Below are 18925 nucleotides of genomic sequence, written 5' to 3'. Positions count from 1 at the left end.
CTGCCAAGCCCCGTTTCTGCGGCCTGCAGCCAAGGTTTACGGGCGCTAGCAGACAAGTGCCCCGCTGTCGAGATATGGCGCCGAGGGTCCTTTGCGTATACTGCGCAGATGTTCTCCCCTACTGCTTTACGCCCGCGATGCGCCAAATGGCTCTTCGTCACCGGACTCTTCCTGCTGCTCAGCGCGTGTGTGGATAAACCCAACACGCTCGAGCGAATCAAGGAGGATGGCGTATTGCGGGTGGTCACCCGAAACAGCCCGGCTACTTATTTCCAGGACCGTAACGGCGAAACCGGTTTCGAATACGAACTGGTGAAGCGTTTTGCCGACGAGCTGGGGGTAAAGCTGGAGATCGAGACCGCTGACAACCTGGATGACCTGTTCTCACAGATCGGCAAACCCAACGGCCCGGTACTGGCCGCCGCCGGTCTGGTCAGCAGTGAGCCGCGTCGCCAGCAAGTGCGTTTCTCCCATCCGTATCTGGAAGTCACCCCGCAGATCATCTACCGCAACGGCCAGTCCCGCCCGACCACCGCGGCAGACCTGGTGGGCAAGAAGATCATGGTGCTCAAGGGCAGCACCCACGCCGAACAACTGGCGCAGTTGAAAAAGCAATTTCCCGGAATTGAATACGAAGAATCCGATGCCGTTGAGGTGGTCGACCTGTTGCGCATGGTGGACGAAGGGCAAATTGACCTGACCCTGGTGGACTCCAACGAAGTAGCGATGAACCAGGTGTACTTCCCCAACGTGCGGGTGGCCTTTGACCTCGGTGACGCCAGCCATCAAGCCTGGGCGGTCGCCTCCGGCGAAGACAACAGCCTGCTCAACGAGGTGAACAGCTACCTCGACAAGGTCGAAAAGAACGGCACCCTGCAGCGTCTGAAAGATCGCTATTACGGGCACGTGGATGTACTCGGCTACATGGGTGCCTACACCTTCGCCCAGCATTTGCAGCAGCGCCTGCCCAAGTACGAGAAACACTTCCGCGCCTATGCCAAGGAAGAAAAGGTCGACTGGCGACTGCTGGCGGCCATCGGCTACCAGGAATCACTCTGGCAGCCGGCGGTGACCTCCAAGACCGGCGTGCGCGGCCTGATGATGCTGACCCAGAACACCGCGCAGGCCATGGGCGTGTCCAACCGCCTGGACGCCAAGCAGAGCATCATGGGCGGCGCCAAGTACCTGGCCAAGATCAAGGCTGAGCTGGACGACAAGATTGCCGAGCCGGACCGCACCTGGTTTGCCCTGGCGGCGTACAACGTCGGTACAGGCCACCTGGATGACGCGCGCAAGCTGGCCGAAAAGGAAGGCCTGAACCCGAACAAGTGGCTGGACGTGAAGAAGATGCTGCCGCGCCTGTCGCAGAAGCAGTGGTACAGCAAGACGCGTTATGGCTACGCCCGTGGCGGTGAGCCCGTGCACTTTGTGGCGAACATCCGGCGCTACTACGACATCCTGACGTGGGTGACGCAGCCGCAGTTGGAAGGCAATCAGGTGGTGGAAGGCAACCTGCATGTGCCGGGTGTGGACAAGACCAAGCCGACCGACGAAACCCCGCAGCTCTAATCCCCCCATTCTCCAGACACCACAAAACCAATGTGGGAGCGGGCTTGCTCGCTAATGCGGTATGTCAGCCGGCAAATGCATTAACTGACACACCGCATTCGCGAGCAAGCCCGCTCCCACATTTGATCTCCGTTGATTTATAGAGCGGTGTTCAGGCCGGTAAGCAAGTGCACCACCCCATCCGCCAACACCATCACGCCCGGCACGCCCGCCACCTTCAACGCGCTCGTATCCAGCCGCCCCGCATCCTTCAACTGCACCCGCACCCGGGTCAGTGCCACCCGCTGCTGCGACTTGAGATTCTCCGCCCCACCCAGCGCATTCAGCACCGCCGGCGCCAACGCTGTTTCGTCCACAGGCGCAACGACCGCCTGGGGTGTTTCAAGAACCAAATCCGGGGTCAGGGCCTTCCAGAACGCCCGCTGAAATTTCTCGAACATGTCAGTGCTCCACAACCAATGAGGTTTCAACGGTAGCCGCGTGGTACAGGCGCAACGCCTCACGTACCTGCGCCGCTTCTTCCAGGCCGAGTACCTGGCGCGCGATGGATTGGCAGTCCGCCAGGTCCAGTTCGCGCACGGTGGCCTTGATGGTCGGGATCAACGGCACGCTGACCGACAACTCATCCACCCCCAACCCGATCAGCACCGGCACCGCCAGCGCTTCAGACGCCAGCGCTCCGCACACACCGACCCACTTGCCATGGGCATGGGCCGCCTTGACGGTGCTGGCGATCAGGCGCAGCACCGCCGGGTGAAAGCTGTCGGCCTGGCTGGCGAGGCGCGGGTGATCGCGGTCCATGGCCAGGGTGTATTGGGTCAGGTCGTTGGTGCCGATGGAGAAGAAATCCACCTCAGGCGCAAACAGATCGGCCATCAACGCCGCCGACGGCACTTCGATCATGATTCCCAGCTTCGGCAATTCCGTCAGCCCCAGGGCCAACGCTTCCTCTTCAAGAATCTTGCGCGCCAGGCGCAATTCCGAAAGCAGGCTGACCATCGGCAACATGATGTGCAGGCGGGCGAAACCGGCACTGGCGAGAATCGCGCGGAATTGTTCGCGCAGCAGTTCCGGGCGTTCCAGGCATAGGCGAATCCCGCGGAGGCCGAGGAACGGGTTGGTCTCGCTGTCCATCGGCACATAGGCCAGCGGCTTGTCGCCACCGACGTCCAGGGTGCGCACCACCAGGTTGCGCTCGGGGCCCAACGCGCGGGCGATGGCGCTGTAGGTGCCCGCCTGTTCCTCGGGGCTCGGTGCGCGGTTACGGTCCAGATAGAGGAATTCGGAACGCAGCAAACCGACACCTTCCCCGCCCAGGGACAATGCCTGCTCCACCTCCTGCAACGACGCGACGTTGGCCGTCACTTCGACGTGATGACCATCGCGAGTGGTGGCGGGCAATGAAGCCTGTTCCACTTCCCGCTGGCGGCGCAGCACGTGCTGTTGGCGGGTGGCTTGCAGTTGCTCGATCTCGGCCAGGTCCGGGTTAAGGTGCAGCTCGCCTTTGTCGGCATCCAGCAGCACCTGCTTGCCGTTGGTCAACTCCAGCACCTGCGCCGGCACGCCGCAGATGGCCGGCAAGCCAAGGGCGCGGGCAAGGATGGCGACGTGGCTGGTAGCACCACCGCCCACCGTGACGAAGCCCAACACCTTGCGGGTGTCGAGGCTGGCAGTTTGCGAAGGCGTCAGTTGCTCGGCAATCAGGATCGCCTGCTCCGGTAAATCCCAGGCGCGGTCATGAACCCCGAGGATCAGTTTCAACACCCGCTGGCCAACGTCAGCCAGGTCGGCAGCGCGCTCGGCGAGCAAGGCATTGCCCAGGCCCTGGAAGAGCGTGGCGGTGGCTTCGGTGGCGCTGTTCCAGGCGAAGGCCGCGCTTTTGCCCTGGTCCAGCAGGTCGCGGGTCTGTTCCAGCAGGGCCGGATCGTCCAGTAACTCCTGATGGGCGCGGAAGATCTCGGACTGGGCGGTGCCGACGGCCTTTTCCTGCAAGGCTTGCAGCGCCTGGTTGGCGTTGTTCAGGGCATGGGTCAGGGCCGCGCGCTCCAGCGCCTCACCGTTGCCGGCTTCGGCGAAGGTCAATGCCGGTTCTTTAACCTGCACCACCTGGCCAAACGCCGAACCGGGCGAGGCACACACACCGCGCAGCATGGTCGCCGATGAATCAGGCACCACGGGTGCAGCAGGTGAATGAGCCGTGACGGCTTCCCCGCAGCCTTCGGCCAGCAAGGTTACCAGCGCCTGGATCGCCGCTTCGGCGTCCTCGCCTGCCGCGCTGACTTGCACGATGTCACCCTGCACCGTCTGCAACGCCATGATCCGCACCAGCGACTTGGCGTTGGCGCTCTCGGTTTGCTTGTGCAGGTAAATACTCGCCTTGAAGCCTTTGGCCGCCTGCGCCAGCACCGCCGCCGGGCGCGCATGCAGGCCGTTGGCGTTGGGCAAGGTCAGTGGCTTGGAGAACAAGGCGTCCCCCTCCTCGTCCTTTACCTCGTCGGCAACGGCTTGCGGCGTTACTCGCAGCAGCGGTTGCCCCACATCCACCAAACCCTGCTCGGGCGTCAGCAGTTTGAAGGGCTCACCACTGACCACCAGCATCAGGGTCAGCAAACTACGGGCATTGAGCGCCACGTAGTCGGCATCGAATTCAATCAGCGGTTGCCCGGCTTCCACCCGCTGGCCTTCCTCAACCAGCCGGGTGAACCCCTTGCCCGCGAGATTCACGGTGTCCAGGCCGATGTGCATCAGCACCTGGACGCCGTTGTCGTCGGTGACACTCACCGCATGACCACTGTCCTGGATATTGCTGATCACCCCGGCCAGCGGCGCGCAGAGGGTCTGCGAGGTCGGATCGATGCACAGGCCATCGCCGATCAGGCGACTGGAGAACACCGGATCAGGCACCTGGTCCAGGGCGAGCAGCACCCCAGACAAGGGCGCCAGCAATTCAAGGGGTTGAGTTGTGGTCATGACTTCACCTGCTGTCTTGTTCTGTAAAAATCCCTGTAGGAGCGAGCTTGCTCGCGAAGGTCGTCAACGATAACGCGTGCATTCTGGATAGACGCGTTGCCCTTGAGTTTTTCGCGAGCAAGCTCGCTCCTACAGATAAGTGATTACTTCCACCAATATTCGACTTGCACACCAAAATTGGAACCATGCAACGCCGTGCCGTAGCTGCCGGTGTCGGACAACGCCGAACCTGCCGCCAGTTCATTGGCCGCACGCTTGGCCGCTTCGTTCCAGGTCGCGTAGGTGTAATACAAGCGCACTTCCGGTCGTGCCCAGAAATCCGGGCCTTTGGGGGACCAGGTCGGGGCGAAGGTAAATTTGCTCAGCTTGCGCGTACCACCGGTGGCCTCGACCTGATCATGGCCAAGTTCGGTGACCAGTTTGAACTGTTCGGAGATGGCATAGGCCGGGCGCACGCCCAGCGACATCCAGGTCTGGTCCTGGCTGCCCGGGCGAATATCCTTCTGGTACACGGCCTCGATCTGCCCGCCAAAACGCGGGGTCACTTGCCAGTCGAAGAACTCCACCGCGCGGTAGCTCTTGCTGCTTTTATCGAGGAAGGTATCGCCGGTGTAGCCGAGGCCGGTGCCGGGGCCTTCTCCGTACTGCAGGGCAAACTTGTTGCGCCCGCCGAGGAAGGGTTTCTGCACGTGCTGGGCGGTAATGGCCCAGCCACTGTTGGTCTCACGGCCACCGGCTTTTTCGATGTAACTCAAGCCCAGTTCCAGCTCACCGCCGGGGTTGGTCTTGAAGCCGGCCACGTTGAAGTCGTGACGGGTGGCGTATTCCTTCTGGTACAGGTTGTCCTTGCGGGACAGCGCATAGCTGTACTTCAGGTCGCCGATTTTCACGTCCTCGATACCGCCGCCTGTGGCGCTCTGGTTCCAGTAGTAGAAGTCGGAGATATGGATGTCGTTTCGTTTGTAATAGCGCCGGCCGGCCCACAGCGAACCGCCGTTGAGGCTGGGAATGTTCGACCACTGCGCATACATCTGCGGCATGCGGGCCGAGCCGTTTTCTTCACCCTGGAACTTCAGCGCCCGGTCGTACTTGTTGTACAACGAGGCCATGGCATCGACGCTGAACACCGAGCCGTCGTCGAGGGTCAGCAGGTCCTGGCGCAACTCGAGTTCGGCGTACTGCTCGCACTCGTTGCCCAGACGGTATTTGGATTGTGCACCCGGCAACTGGAAGCACTGCTGCTTGCCACTGCCGGTTGAAGTCCCCGCGCCGCTACGCAAGTAGCCGGCAAATTCCAACGCATGAGCTGCCATCGGCAAGGTCAGGCAGGATGCAACGAGGCCCAGCTTTATTGTTGTTTTCATGAAGCACTCCGATATTTTTATTATGTTTTTTTAAAGCGCCCCGGCGCTCCCACACCGGGGGGGTAAAGCGGGTCTCAGTCCTTGAGGTGCAGCACAAACGATTCATACGGGCGCAGCGAGACCTGGCTCGAACGCTGTGGGCAGTCGTCGTAGTTGCTGATCAGCAGGCGTTGCTCACTCGCCGCCGTCAGCAGGCCATCGGGCAGTTCGATCTGGCAGGGCGTACCGTAGAAGTTGTTCAGCACCAGCAGGCGCTCGCCGTGGCCTTCGCGCAGGTATGCCCAGACCTGGGTGTGCTGTGGCAGCAGTTGGCGATAAACGCCTTCCTGAATCAGCGGCTCGTGCCGACGCAGTTCGATCAGCGCGCGGTAGTGATGCAGCACCGAATGCGGGTCATCCAGCTGGCTTTGCACGTTGATCCGGGCCGCGTTGGCCGGGATGCCGATCCACGGTTCGCCCCGGCTGAAGCCGGCGTTTTGCTCGGCATTCCACTGCATCGGTGTGCGGCCGTTGTCGCGGGACTTCTGCATGATCGCCGCCATGCTCGACGCTTCGGACTCCCCCGCCTCGCGCTTGAGCCGGTAGATGTTCAGGGTTTCGACATCCCGGTATTGGTCGATGGTGTCGAAGCCCGGATTGGTCATGCCCAGCTCTTCGCCCTGGTACACAAAAGGTGTGCCCTGGAGGAAGTGCAACGCAGTGGCGAGCATCTTCGCCGAGACCACGCGGTGCTCGCCGTCGTCACCAAAACGCGAGACCACTCGCGGCTGGTCGTGGTTACACCAGAACAGCGCATTCCAGCCGCCACCGGCCTGCATGCCGAGTTGCCAGTCAGACAAAATCTGCTTGAGTTGCAGGAAGTCGAAGTCGGCCGCGACCCACTTTTGCAGGTTCGGGTAATCGACTTTCAGGTGGTGAAAGTTGAAGGTCATCGACAGCTCTTTCGACTGCGGGTTCGAATAACGAATGCAGTGCTCAAGGCTGGTGGACGACATCTCGCCGACGTTGATCAGGTCATGCCCCTCGAACACTTCGCGGTGCATTTCCTTCAGGTATTCGTGCACGTTCGGGCCGTCGGTGTAGAAGCGTCGGCCGTCGCTGTTGTCTTCCGGGAAATCCGCCGGCTTGGAGATCAGGTTGATCACGTCCAGGCGGAAACCGCCCACGCCCTTGTCGCGCCAGAAGCGCATCAACTTGAACACTTCGGCGCGCACCTTGGGGTTGTCCCAATTCAAGTCGGCCTGGGTGTGGTCGAACAGGTGCAGGAAGTACTGGCCGGTTTGCGCCTCGTATTCCCAGGCCGAGCCGCCGAACTTGGATTCCCAGTTGTTCGGCTGGTCGCGCCAGATGTAGAAGTCGCGGTACGGGTTGTCGAGACTGCTGCGGGCCTGCTGGAACCACTCGTGTTCGATGGAGGTGTGGTTGACCACGATGTCGAGCATCAGCGTGATGCCGCGCTTGGCGGCTTCGCTGATCAGCAGGTCGCAATCGGCCATGGTCCCGTAGCTCGGGTCGATGGCGTAGTAGTCGCTGATGTCGTAGCCGTTGTCGCGTTGCGGCGAGCGCAGGAACGGGGTGATCCACAGGCAGTCAACGCCCAGCCACTTCAGGTAATCGAGCTTGTCCACGATGCCCAGCAGGTCACCGGTGGCGTTACCCGCGTGGCTATGAAAGCTTTTTGGGTAGATCTGGTAGATCACCGAGTGTTGCCAGTTTTGCATGGTGGGTTCCTTCAATTTGAAATGCGATCAACGGTGGGAGCTGGCTTGCCTGCGATAGCGGTAGGTCAGGCGACCCGGTATCCAGGCCGAACAATCTTCATGCTCAGCACACAGGTCAAAACAAATGGCACGACAATCGCAACGACCATGCCGATGACAAAACTTGGGATGTATTGCGGGATGATCGAGATGAACCCGGGCAAGCCACCCACGCCAATGGCCGAGGCCTGGACCTTGTTCAGCGACAGGAAAATACTGCCCAGCGCCGAGCCGGTCAGGGCGGCATAGAACGGAAACTTGAAGCGCAGGTTGACCCCGAACATCGCCGGCTCCGTGATGCCGAAGTAAGCGGAAATCGCCGAGGTGGACGCCATGCTTTTGTCCCGCGCATTGCGGCTCATGTAGAACACGCCAAGCGCCGCGCTGCCCTGGGCCAGGTTGGACATGACGATCATCGGCCAGATAAAGGTGCCGCCCTGGGTGGAGATCAGTTGCAGGTCCACGGCGAGGAACATGTGGTGCATGCCGGTGATCACCAGCGGTGCGTACAGCAGGCCGAAAATGGCGCCGCCGACCATGGGCGCCAGGTCGAACAAAGTGACCACGCCTTCGGTGATCAGGATGCCGAGGTGACGGGTCACCGGGCCGATGATCGCCAGTGCCAGCACGCCGGTGACGACGATGGTAGTGATCGGCACTACCAGCAATTGGATGGCATTCGGCACCCGCGCCCGCAGCCATTTTTCAATCACGCTCATCACGTAGGCGGCCAGCAGGATCGGCAGGATCTGGCCCTGGTAACCAACCTTCTCGATCTTGAACCAGCCGAAAATATCGAAGTACGGCAGGCTCTGGCCGTCGAGGCCGGCGACCGCCTTGCCGTAGTTCCAGGCGTTGAGCAAATCGGGGTGCACCAGCATCAGGCCGAGGACGATGCCGAGGATTTCACTGCCACCAAAGCGCTTGGCCGCCGACCAGCCCACCAGCGCCGGCAGGAACACGAACGAGGTGTTGGCCATCAGGTTGATCAGGCTCCACAGGCCATCCAGGTTCGGATAGGCGTCGAGCAGGGTCTTGTCCGCGATGAACATGCCCTTGGCGCCCATCAGGTTGTTCACCCCCATGAGCAAGCCGGCAATGATCAGCGCCGGCAAAATCGGCATGAACACGTCGGAGAACACCCGCACGAGGCGCTGCATCGGGTTTATTTTGTCGGCGCTTTTCTGTTTCACATCCGCGATGGTCGACGCGGCGAGGCCGGTTTGCTCACGCAGGGCGGCGTAGACCTTTTCCACTTCGCCGGGGCCGATCACGATCTGGAACAGGCCGCCGGTGAAGAACGAACCCTTGACCAGATCGACCTGGTTCAGAGCGCCGCTGTTGGCCAGGCTCGGGTCCTTGAGAGCCAGGCGCAGGCGGGTGACGCAGTGGGCAGCTTGCTCAAGGTTGTCGCTGCCACCGAGGTTCTTGAGAATCTCGCGGGCAATATTCGGATAGTCGTGGCTCATGCTTGGTATCCACTTTGGTTTTTTTTATTGGGGCGGTCATAGGCAGCACGCCGAGGCCAAAAGTACTCGTCTGTACGAGTTAAAGCAATAACTCGTATGTACGAGTTTGAAAATGATTAATTTTCTGTTTTTCGAGTCAGAAATTTCCGAGTTCTAAAATGGGTTGCATGGACAAACCCCATCGCTGCCACTAAGGTTCCTGCCTTGAACGCCAACGCGGCACAGAGCCCTCCCCCATGAGTAAATACAACCAGATCTATACCGATCTGCTTGCCAGCATCACCACCGAACGCCTGCAACGCGGCACGCGCCTGCCCTCCGAAACCGAACTGATGGACGCCTACCAGGCCAGCCGTGGCACGGTGCGCCGGGCGATCGAGCAATTGCAGGAGCGTGGGTTCGCACAAAAAATCCATGGCAAGGGCACGTTCGTACTGTCGCCCAACCCCATCGAATTCCAGCTCGGTGGCATCGTCAGCTTTCGCGAGACCCATGCCGCCCTCGGCGATGACGTCAGCACCGAAGTGGTGGAGTTCAGCCAATTCCCCCTGGAAGGGCCGCTGATGCAACACATCGAAGCCGAAGCCGGCAGCCTGATAACCCGGGTCAAACGGGTACGGCGGATCGACGGCAAGCGGGTGATCCTCGACATCAACCACTTCGTCGCCGATCTGATTCCGGGGCTGGACCGCTCGATTGCCGAGCAGTCGATCTATGCGTTTATCGAGCAGACGCTGCAGCTTCAGATCAGCTATGCGCAGCGCACCATCGAAGCGCTGCCGCGGGGGAAGGACGATCAGACACACTTGGACCTCGAAGGTCAGAGCCATGTGATCGTGGTGAGCAACCAGACGTTTTTGCAGGATGGACGGCAGTTCGAGTACACCGAGTCGCGGCATACGCTGGATAAGTTTTACTTTTCGGATATTGCGCGGCGGTGAGGCCTCACGCTGCCCACTGCACAAGCCAGCCTCCTCCAGATATGTCATGGGGCTGGCGCGCTTCTCCTCGACGAATGCCAAACACCTCGCGCTGACACTGATCAACTCGTCGATCGAGGCAACTGGCCGAGCCGCTTGAAAGCGTTGGATCAGGCAATGTCTTCCGCCATCGCCAATGGTTCAGGGCAGGCGAAGATGAATGTCAGACTGGAGTTACTAAGAGGGCTTGGAAATTGAGAGACGAATTTTTTTCAATCATTGATCGATAATCTAGGCGAACCAAACTCGCGTCGAGAAGTGCCCAAGTCAAGTATCGACAAGTATCACTCAATATTACCCAAGGCTCTGCTTGGTTATTGGCAGAATGAAGGTTGGTGCTCGTATGCTGATGGGCTGTTCTGGATTGTAGATCCGGAGCCATACAAGGCGACGCTCGATAGATGGCAGCAGGGCAGTGGCTTGGCAGAAGTCGACAACTATAATGTGATCGCCAGGGATGCATTTGGTTCGTTGTATGCATGGGGTGAGCGTTACCAGCGCAAAATTACAATATCAAGTCTAGCGGGCGGCATTGTTGCGCTGAAGAACCAATTGAGTAAGCCCAACCCGGTCCCGGATAGAACGCTGGGTATATTCCTTGGTTCTACCAGTCGAGAAAGTCTCGACTTCGAGGACAATCTAGGCAAGCCGCTGTTCCAGCGCGCACTGGCAAAGCTTGGGCCGGTTGGCGCAGATGAGATGTACGCATTCGAGCCTGCCCTTTGCATTGGAGGAAAGGCTGAGCTGAAGCATATGAAAAAGGTGGATATCCATGCTCACCTGATGATTCTTGATCAATTACGACGTTGAATAAGATTAAATAAATAAAAATAACTATTCCGTTCGCAACAGGATCAATTGTGGAATTAACCAGTACTCATCATGGGTCTAAGGAAAATGGTGCATGATGGGCGATTGGCTTGGGACGGTGTACTCAGCAGAGGAATAGCTAAATGATTCGCGCACCATTAGAGTAGATAAGCTACTGGTCTGAGTGGATTGAGCACAACGACGATTACATAAAAAATAATCTGTAGCCGCTGATAACAACTCAGGTGACCAGGATTATGCGCCCCAATTCCAATTTACACTTGCTCAGAAATACTGGCACTAAATCCTGCGCAAATACTCTTCCGAATACCCAATTACTGACTTGGCGCATTATTTCCCCGGCCTGTTAGAGGCGCGGGAAGAAGCTGAGCGTCTCGGGGCAGCAGTGTGGACTGCAGAGCAGCAATTTACCTGGCACTACTGGCGCTTCAATTACGACCACTACATCATTTGCTTCTGGCTGGTCGGCTTAGCACTCGCACTCGAAATTCCAAACGAGCAATGGCATCGCTTGCTGGCCTTGATCGACAATGATGGCGAAGATTTACTGCTTGATCGGATCATTGTCAGCCGCAGCCCAGACCGCAAGATAGGAACCGTGCTTCTCTACCCCAAGCCGTATGGTCGTTTGTTGAAGGCCGTGGATGCCCCAGCAGACTCTCAGGCACCGCTGCTCAAAGCCTTTGTTGAACACTGGTACCAGGCGCCAAATCCGGATAAGACCCGCAGGCGGTCAGCTATCGGCATCCTTATTGGTTTACCTATGGCGCCTCACGTGTTTACGACTTAAAGCGCCCCACCAGCCCGTTCAGCTCACTCGACAGATGCGAAAGCCGGCCCGAGTCTTCCTGCGCAGAACTGGCAAGGCTCTCGACCAGTCGCGCTTCGTCGTAGATCTGTTGGATATGCCGGTTGATTTCTTCGGCGACGCTGTGCTGCTCTTCGGCCGCGGCGGATATCTGCAGGTTCTGATCCCTGATTTCATTCACCGACAGTTGGATGCCTTCAAAGCTTTCACGTGCGTTTTCAATAGCGGACACGCTGGCGCGTGAGAGGTCCAGGCAGCTTTCCATCTTCTGCGACACTTCCTGGGTCTTGCCGCCGAGCGCGCTGAGCAACTGGTCGATTTCCCCAGTGGAATCCGAGGTACGCTTGGCCAACGCGCGGACTTCATCCGCGACCACCGCAAACCCTCGGCCCTGGTCACCGGCCCGTGCCGCTTCGATTGCCGCGTTCAGTGCCAGCAGGTTGGTCTGCTCAGCGATGGCGCGGATGGTGCCCAGAATCTGGTTGATGCTGCGGCTACCCTCCTCCAGCTCCACCATGGCCTGCGAAGACTCGGTCAGGCGACGCCCAAGGCGATTGACGTTGTCGGTAGTCAACTCGATCTGCTCTTTGCCTTCGGCGACACGATGATGGCCACTCTCGGCGGAATTGGCCGCAGCGCTACACGAGCGTGCCACTTCATTGGCAGTAGCCACCATTTCATTGAACGCCGTGGACACCAGTTCCACCGCCTCACGCTGGCGTCCAGCCGCCTGGTTCATGTTATTGGCCACTTCACTGTTAACACGTGAGGCATCCTGCAGATTGGTCGATGCAGCGCCGATGCTCTGGATCAACTGGCGTATCGCGGTGAGAAACTTGTTGAACCAGCCTGCCAGCTCTGCCGTTTCGTCTTTGCCCTGTACCTCAAGATCACGGCGCAGGTCGCCCTCACCTTCAGCAATCGACTGCAGCCCGGTGCTGACCTGGCCGATAGGCTTGACAATGACCTTGGCGAAGGCCGCCGCCAGCAGTGCAAACAGCAGCACCAGTACCACCACGATAGCGACCGTCAGGTAGGTCATGCGTGTGGCCTCGGCCATGACTTCGCTGTACTCGATCAACCCTACGTAACGCCAGCCCAGACCGGGCGATGTCCACACGTTGGCCATATAACGGACGCCGTTGATCTGCACCTCGGTGGCCCCTTGCGCAGTGGCGGCCAGTTTGGCGTAAGGCTCACCCAAATCCTTGAGCTGCTTGAAGCTGTGCCCGGCATCACGCGGGTCGACCAAGACTGTGCCGTCCTCGATGAGCATCACGTAGCCGCTTTCGCCGAGCTTGATGCTTTTGACCAGTTCGGTGAGGTTGGCCAGCGATACGCTCACCACAAACACGCCCTTGGCCTTGCCCGCTTCATCGAGCATGGCCCTGGCGCTACCGACCAGTGCTACCGCGTCCTTGTCGTAGTAATACGCTGCGGTTCTTACAGCCTTACCGGGGCTGGCCATGGCGGCCTTGTACCACGGGCGCGTACGCGGGTCGTAGTTGGACAACTGCGGGTCATCCGGCCATTTCGCGTAACTGCCGTCTTCCAGACCAATGGACAGGATTGCCGCTGCCGGATGCGTCGCGCCATACCGCGCAAACGCGTCTATGACTTGCCGGGCTGCCGCAGGCAACGGCTGGCTGGCTGCGTCGGCAGCCTCATAGTGTTTGAGGCTGCCGACCGATGTGTAGGTGGGGTCTGTGGCCATCTGATCGACGTTTTGCTGCGTGCCATCAAAAAACTGCCGGATGTTACCGTCGATCTGGCGTATTTCTCGGGTGCTGCCATCCATGAACTGGTTGACCGCTTCAGACCGGGTATTGAGCACGGATATCACGGCTACCAGGCTTACGGGAATGAACGCGACGAGCACAAAAGCCAGGACGAGCTTGTTCTTTATTTTCATTTTGCAGAGCACTGCCTGAATAAGTGAGATAAGCACCCGAAGCAACCCTGCTGGAAGCGAGTCGCGACCGAAATTATATCGGCCTGTGTCGCGCAACCTTTACTGTCACCTACTGTGAATCGGCTTCAGAACAAATGATTGTTACGGTTGCCACTGATGCCATCTTGACCGAGGCTGCCAAAAGTCACTGACCTGCGGGGATATTCAACGAACGAGGAAAGAGGTCTTTGCGCGGAATTTCAGGGGCCACCCACATAATGCGACTCTTTAATAAGCAACAATAAGCCCTTATCGCGGGCATGAAAAAACCGGCAAAAGCCGGTTTTTTCATGCCTCACTGTGGGCTCACTCCCACTCAATCGTCGCCGGCGGCTTGCTCGACACGTCATAAGTCACGCGCGAAATACCTTCGATCTCATTGATGATACGACCGCTGACGGTTTCCAGCAGCTCGTACGGCAGGTGTGCCCAACGGGCGGTCATGAAGTCGATGGTTTCCACCGCACGCAGGGCCACGACCCATGCGTAACGACGGCCATCGCCGACCACGCCAACCGACTTGACTGGCTGGAACACTACGAACGCCTGGCTGACCTTGTGGTACCAGTCGGCCTTGCGCAGTTCTTCGATGAAGATGTGGTCAGCGCGACGCAGCAGGTCGGCGTATTCCTTCTTCACTTCACCCAGGATCCGCACGCCCAGGCCCGGGCCCGGGAAGGGGTGGCGGTAGACCATGTCGTACGGCAGGCCCAGTTCCAGGCCCAGACGACGGACTTCGTCCTTGAACAGTTCACGCAGCGGTTCTACCAGCTTGAGGTTCATTTCCTCAGGCAGGCCACCCACGTTGTGGTGGGACTTGATCACGTGGGCCTTGCCGCTCTTGGCGCCTGCCGACTCGATCACGTCCGGGTAGATGGTGCCCTGGGCGAGGTACTTGATGTTGTCCAGTTTGTTGGACTGGGCATCGAATACGTCGATGAAGGTGCGGCCGATGATCTTGCGCTTCTTCTCCGGGTCGGACTCGCCGGCCAGGTTGTTCAGGAACTGATCTTCAGCGTTGGCGCGGATCACCTTGACGCCCATGTTCTCGGCGAACATGGCCATCACCTGCTCGCCTTCGTGCAGGCGCAGCAGGCCGTTGTCGACGAAGACGCAAGTCAGCTGGTCGCCGATGGCCTTGTGCAGCAATGCCGCAACCACGGAGGAGTCAACGCCGCCGGACAGGCCCAGCAGGACGTTGTCGGTGCCGACCTGGGCACGCACGTTGGCGATGGCGTCTTCAGCGATCTTCGACGGGGTCCACAGGGCTTCGCACTGGCAGATGTCGAGGATGAAGCGCGACAGGATGCGACCGCCTTGCTTGGTGTGGGTCACTTCCGGGTGGAACTGCACGCCGTAGTAGCCGCGCTCGTCGTTGAACATGCCGGCAATCGGGCAGCTCGGGGTGCTGGCCAGGATGTGGAAGTCTTCCGGCATCCTGGTGACCTTGTCACCGTGGCTCATCCATACGTCGAGGCCGAACAGGCCGTCGGCATCGATATGGTCTTCGATGCCGTCCAGCAGGCGGCTCTTGCCGACCACGTCGACACGGGCGTAACCGAATTCACGCAGCTCGGAACCTTCAACCTTGCCGCCCAGTTGCTCGGCCATGGTCTGCATGCCGTAGCAGATACCGAAGACCGGCACGCCCAGGTCAAACACTGCCTGCGGGCAACGCGGGCTGTTGGCTTCGTGTACGGACTCGGGGCCGCCGGCGAGAATGACGCCTTTTGGAGCGAATTCGCGAATCGCTTCGTCGTCCATGTCGAACGGATGCAGTTCGCAGTACACGCCGATTTCACGCACGCGGCGGGCGATCAGCTGGGTGTACTGGGAACCGAAGTCGAGGATCAGGATGCGGTGGGCGTGAATGTCGAGGGCCATGAGATCAGTCTCGTCTAATGAATCAGAAACAACTCGGGGCTGAATAAGACAGCCCCGGTTACTTAACTATTTGCTGGAAGCATCAACCTACGCGGTAGTTTGGCGCTTCCTTGGTGATCTGTACGTCGTGGACGTGGGACTCGGCCATGCCGGCACCGGTGATCCGCACGAACTCAGGCTTGGTGCGCATTTCTTCGATGTCGGCGCTGCCGGTGTAGCCCATCGAGGAACGCAGGCCACCCATCAGTTGATGGATGATGGCGCTCAGGGTGCCCTTGTACGGAACACGCCCTTCAATGCCTTCCGGTACCAGCTTCTCGGCGCCCGCGGAGGAGTCCTGGAAGTAGCGGTCGGAAGAACCTTGAGCCTGGGACATGGCGCCCAGGGAACCCATGCCACGGTAAGCCTTGTACGAACGACCCTGGAACAGTTCGATCTCGCCCGGCGCTTCTTCAGTACCGGCGAACATCGAGCCCATCATCACGCAGGAAGCACCGGCGACGATGGCCTTGGACAGGTCACCGGAGAAACGGATGCCGCCGTCGGCGATCAACGGTACGCCGGTGCCTTCAAGGGCAGCGGCAACGTTGGCGATAGCGCTGATTTGCGGCACGCCTACACCGGCCACGATACGGGTGGTGCAGATCGAGCCAGGGCCGATACCGACCTTGACCGCATCAGCACCGGCTTCGGCGAGGGCCTTGGCGGCAGCACCGGTGGCAATGTTGCCGCCGATCACTTGCACTTCAGGGAAATTCTGTTTGACCCAGCGAACGCGGTCGATCACGCCTTTGGAGTGGCCGTGGGCAGTGTCGACCACCACCACGTCAACACCTGCAGCCACCAGGGCTGCTACACGGTCACCGGTGTCTTTGCCGGTACCGACCGCAGCGCCTACGCGCAGACGACCTTGATCGTCCTTGCTGGCCAGCGGGTAAGCTTTGGCTTTTTCGATGTCGTTGACAGTCATCATGCCCTTGAGGGCGAATTTGTCGTCGACGATCAGTACGCGTTCGATGCGGTGCTTGTGCAGCAGTTCACGCACATCGTTCTTGTCGGCGCCTTCCTTGACAGTCACGAGGCGCTCTTTAGGCGTCATCACTTCGCGGACGGTGACTTCAAGACGGTTCTCGAAACGCACGTCACGGGACGTGACGATGCCGACCAGGTCGCCATCGTGCAGCACCGGAACGCCGGAGATGTTGTGCAGGCGGGTCAGGTCGAACAGGTCACGAACGGTGGCATCGGCCTCGATGGTGATCGGGTCCTTGACCACACCGGCTTCGTAACGCTTGACCTTGCGAACTTCGGCAGCTTGCTGCTCGATGGTCATGTTCTTGTGGATGATGCCGATGCCGCCTTCCTGAGCCATGGCGATTGCCAAACGGGCTTCGGTGACGGTATCCATGGCAGCGGAAACCAGGGGAATATTCAGCTCGATGCCACGGGTTAGGCGGGTCTTGAGACTGACTTCGTTAGGAAGCACCTCGGAATAACCGGGCACTAGGAGAATGTCGTCGAATGTCAGAGCTTCTTGGCTGATACGCAGCATCGCGGGGGCTCCCGAGCGGGAAAATGGAAGCGCGCCATTATAGTCAGACACCCCCTCGGGTTCAATGTAAAACTCTGACAAACTTGGTAATACTGATAGATGGATGATTTTTGCAGCACTGATCGTTCACACGCTCTGCGTGGGAATGCCGCTTTGGACGCTCCGCGTCCTGGCCAGGGCGACGCGGAGCGTCAGGGGAAGCGTTCCCACGCGGGAGCGTGGGAACGATTACATCGGGTCAAAGCTCGACTTTGACCCAACTCATCTTCTGGTCCAGCCAGTCGGCAAATTCGTCGATAAAACTCTGCTTGAACCCCGCCTCCGCCCAGTTATTGAAGATAAATCCCAGGTTGGAAAAGCCGCATTCCTGCAGGAACAGGAAGCCATTGATGTCGTCTTCATGCCCACACAACGGGCAGGTGAAGTTATCGGTGTGACCGGGCATCCAGTCTTCCAGGCTTTCGAACAGGGCTTCGCCGACTTCCTTCAGGCATTCCGGGCAGCCGGCTTCTTCGAGAAAACCCTTGGCCGGGGTGTAGATGCAGCGCTTGTAGATAATCTCCAGGCCGTTGATTGGCTCGTTGAACGGTAGCGCATCGGGATGCAGCACCACGGCGCGGGCACCGTCGGCCAAGGCATAGCCCATGCGGTTGCCGGTGCGCCCGCAAGTGGTGAGTTCTTCCTTGACGATGTTCTTGCGCACCAGCCAGCGCACAATCGCCCGGGCGCGGGGTTCGTGGACGGGCAAGGTGGAGATCTTGGGGACAAGGATGCTTTGGGAGTTCATGGTGCCTGGGTGTCCTGCGGTGTGGCTTCTGACGCCTTCGCGAGCAAGCCCGCTCCCACATTCGACCGCATTCCTACAGGATAAATGCAGTCGAATGTGGGAGCGGGCTTGCTCGCGAAGAGGCCCTAAAGCCCGGCAGCTTAATCCCTGACACCCACAGGTCAAGTACTCAAGTAACGGGCAATCAAGGCAATGCCACTGGCCAGCACCAGCCAGGTCACCAACCGCACGAATGCCTCGCGAGACATGCGCAGGGTCAACCGCCGGCCCGCCCACAGCCCGAGCGCCATGGCCGGCAACAGGCACACCGCCAACATCAATAAGGGTAGCTCGGCATACACGCCCGCGATCAGAAACAGGCCCAGGCGCACCACTGTGCTGCAACTGATCAACGCGCTCTGGGTCGCCCGCGCGCCGTCCTTGGGCAAGCGGCTGTTGAGGTAGATCGCATATAAAAAGCCGCCGCTGCCGAACAACGCCCCGAACAGCCCACCGACAACCCCCATGGGAATCGCCCAGCCGGCCGCCAGCTGTGTGGGCTTGGCCTTCACCGCCAGGCTGTAGATCGCATAGGCACTGATAAACAGCCCCATCAATAGCAACAATAAATCAGAGTGCAGGTTGAGCAGGAAGATCACCCCAAGGGTGCAGCCAATCGCCATGCACGGCAGCAGCCTCAGCAATTCCGGTTTCACCACATCCCGCCGCGATTGCAGGAGGTTGCCAAAGGCCGCGACAAAATCCAGCAGCACCAGCAACGGAATGATCTTCGACAACGGCATGAACAGAATCAGGATCGGCCCCGCCACCAGCGCGGTACCAAAGCCTGCGATACCGAACACGATATACGCTAGGGCAATCGCCACGCCGATCACCAGCCAGTCAACACCGCCAAACGACCAATGACTCAACAGTTCGACCGGGCTCATGAGGTATTCCTTATTGGAGATGGCCATCACTTTAGCCATTGGCGAGGGTTGCGACTAATATCTTCAAAGCC

General features: G+C 59.5%; 14 protein-coding genes and 1 pseudogene. 4 read left to right on the top strand and 11 right to left on the bottom strand.

The annotated features are described in order from the left end of the window. Positions 1 to 108: 108 nt before the first annotated feature. On the top strand, positions 109 to 1569 hold the full coding sequence (mltF, locus tag D109_RS0121530; protein ID WP_026078131.1) for a membrane-bound lytic murein transglycosylase MltF: 1461 nt from the start codon (positions 109 to 111) through the stop codon (positions 1567 to 1569). Between the two features lie 137 nt (positions 1570 to 1706). On the opposite strand, the gene D109_RS0121525 is transcribed toward mltF, so the two are convergent. From D109_RS0121525 to treP, 5 genes are all read right to left on the bottom strand, one after another. Next, positions 1707 to 2009, bottom strand: a complete 303-nt coding sequence (locus D109_RS0121525) for a PTS transporter subunit EIIB (protein ID WP_017478683.1) — start codon at positions 2007 to 2009, stop codon at positions 1707 to 1709. Between the two features lies 1 nt (position 2010). Continuing rightward, positions 2011 to 4539, bottom strand: a complete 2529-nt coding sequence (gene ptsP, locus D109_RS0121520; protein WP_017478682.1) for a phosphoenolpyruvate--protein phosphotransferase — start codon at positions 4537 to 4539, stop codon at positions 2011 to 2013. A 143-nt stretch (positions 4540 to 4682) separates the two neighbouring features. Further along, complete coding sequence (locus tag D109_RS0121510; protein WP_026078130.1) at positions 4683 to 5903, bottom strand: carbohydrate porin; 1221 nt, start codon at positions 5901 to 5903, stop codon at positions 4683 to 4685. A gap of 74 nt (positions 5904 to 5977) precedes the next feature. After that, a complete protein-coding gene (gene treC, locus D109_RS0121505; protein WP_017478679.1) occupies positions 5978 to 7624 on the bottom strand; it encodes an alpha,alpha-phosphotrehalase in 1647 nt (548 codons plus the stop codon). 65 nt (positions 7625 to 7689) lie between these two features. Next, a complete protein-coding gene (gene treP / locus D109_RS0121500; RefSeq protein WP_017478678.1) occupies positions 7690 to 9132 on the bottom strand; it encodes a PTS system trehalose-specific EIIBC component in 1443 nt (480 codons plus the stop codon). A 236-nt stretch (positions 9133 to 9368) separates the two neighbouring features. On the opposite strand from treP, the gene treR reads away from it, so the two are divergent. The 3 genes from treR to D109_RS01000000132065 all read left to right on the top strand — a co-directional run bounded on the left by treR (position 9369) and on the right by D109_RS01000000132065 (position 11733). Continuing rightward, complete coding sequence (gene treR / locus D109_RS0121495; RefSeq protein ID WP_017478677.1) at positions 9369 to 10073, top strand: trehalose operon repressor; 705 nt, start codon at positions 9369 to 9371, stop codon at positions 10071 to 10073. Between the two features lie 258 nt (positions 10074 to 10331). Further along, on the top strand, positions 10332 to 10922 hold the full coding sequence (locus tag D109_RS0121490; protein ID WP_026078129.1) for a GAD-like domain-containing protein: 591 nt from the start codon (positions 10332 to 10334) through the stop codon (positions 10920 to 10922). A 343-nt stretch (positions 10923 to 11265) separates the two neighbouring features. Then, positions 11266 to 11733 (top strand): PoNe immunity protein domain-containing protein, encoded by a 468-nt coding sequence (locus D109_RS01000000132065; RefSeq protein ID WP_256219556.1) that lies wholly within the window; start codon positions 11266 to 11268, stop codon positions 11731 to 11733. Here the strand turns inward: D109_RS01000000132065 and D109_RS1000000135350 are convergent. The 6 genes and pseudogenes from D109_RS1000000135350 to D109_RS0121460 form a co-directional block, all read right to left on the bottom strand. After that, entirely contained in the window at positions 11723 to 12490 is a 768-nt protein-coding gene (locus D109_RS1000000135350; RefSeq protein ID WP_371103584.1) for a methyl-accepting chemotaxis protein, read from the bottom strand. The two genes, D109_RS01000000132065 and D109_RS1000000135350, sit on opposite strands and share 11 nt — an antisense overlap. 87 nt (positions 12491 to 12577) lie before the next feature. Then, a pseudogene (locus tag D109_RS1000000135345) lies at positions 12578 to 13549 on the bottom strand (cache domain-containing protein); the annotation flags it as partial. Positions 13550 to 14008: 459 nt separating this feature from the next. Further along, a complete protein-coding gene (gene guaA / locus D109_RS0121475; RefSeq protein ID WP_003209644.1) occupies positions 14009 to 15586 on the bottom strand; it encodes a glutamine-hydrolyzing GMP synthase in 1578 nt (525 codons plus the stop codon). Positions 15587 to 15668: 82 nt separating this feature from the next. Then, positions 15669 to 17138, bottom strand: coding sequence for an IMP dehydrogenase (gene guaB, locus D109_RS0121470; protein ID WP_017478674.1), 1470 nt, complete (start codon positions 17136 to 17138; stop codon positions 15669 to 15671). Between the two features lie 238 nt (positions 17139 to 17376). Continuing rightward, entirely contained in the window at positions 17377 to 17925 is a 549-nt protein-coding gene (locus D109_RS0121465; protein WP_003209647.1) for a hypothetical protein, read from the bottom strand. Between the two features lie 161 nt (positions 17926 to 18086). Beyond that, on the bottom strand, positions 18087 to 18854 hold the full coding sequence (locus tag D109_RS0121460; RefSeq protein ID WP_017478673.1) for a sulfite exporter TauE/SafE family protein: 768 nt from the start codon (positions 18852 to 18854) through the stop codon (positions 18087 to 18089). Positions 18855 to 18925 lie beyond the last annotated feature (71 nt).

It is taken from the genome of Pseudomonas sp. PAMC 26793, assembly GCF_000313235.1.
In the GTDB taxonomy this organism is placed as follows: Bacteria; Pseudomonadota; Gammaproteobacteria; order Pseudomonadales; family Pseudomonadaceae; genus Aquipseudomonas; species Aquipseudomonas yamanorum.
The sequence above is the reverse complement of the archived record's forward strand: the minus strand, read 5'-3'. Positions and strand labels throughout refer to the sequence as shown.

Coding starts and splice junctions, on each gene's coding strand:
- guaB (WP_017478674.1), bottom strand. CDS start 17,138: ATGCTGCGTATCAGCCAAGAAGCTCTGACATTCGACGACATTCTCCTA.
- treP (WP_017478678.1), bottom strand. CDS start 9,132: ATGAGCCACGACTATCCGAATATTGCCCGCGAGATTCTCAAGAACCTC.
- mltF (WP_026078131.1), top strand. CDS start 109: ATGTTCTCCCCTACTGCTTTACGCCCGCGATGCGCCAAATGGCTCTTC.
- D109_RS0121510 (WP_026078130.1), bottom strand. CDS start 5,903: ATGAAAACAACAATAAAGCTGGGCCTCGTTGCATCCTGCCTGACCTTG.
- treC (WP_017478679.1), bottom strand. CDS start 7,624: ATGCAAAACTGGCAACACTCGGTGATCTACCAGATCTACCCAAAAAGC.
- D109_RS1000000135350 (WP_371103584.1), bottom strand. CDS start 12,490: ATGAACCAGGCGGCTGGACGCCAGCGTGAGGCGGTGGAACTGGTGTCC.
- D109_RS0121525 (WP_017478683.1), bottom strand. CDS start 2,009: ATGTTCGAGAAATTTCAGCGGGCGTTCTGGAAGGCCCTGACCCCGGAT.
- treR (WP_017478677.1), top strand. CDS start 9,369: ATGAGTAAATACAACCAGATCTATACCGATCTGCTTGCCAGCATCACC.
- D109_RS0121465 (WP_003209647.1), bottom strand. CDS start 17,925: ATGAACTCCCAAAGCATCCTTGTCCCCAAGATCTCCACCTTGCCCGTC.
- ptsP (WP_017478682.1), bottom strand. CDS start 4,539: ATGACCACAACTCAACCCCTTGAATTGCTGGCGCCCTTGTCTGGGGTG.
- D109_RS0121460 (WP_017478673.1), bottom strand. CDS start 18,854: ATGAGCCCGGTCGAACTGTTGAGTCATTGGTCGTTTGGCGGTGTTGAC.
- guaA (WP_003209644.1), bottom strand. CDS start 15,586: ATGGCCCTCGACATTCACGCCCACCGCATCCTGATCCTCGACTTCGGT.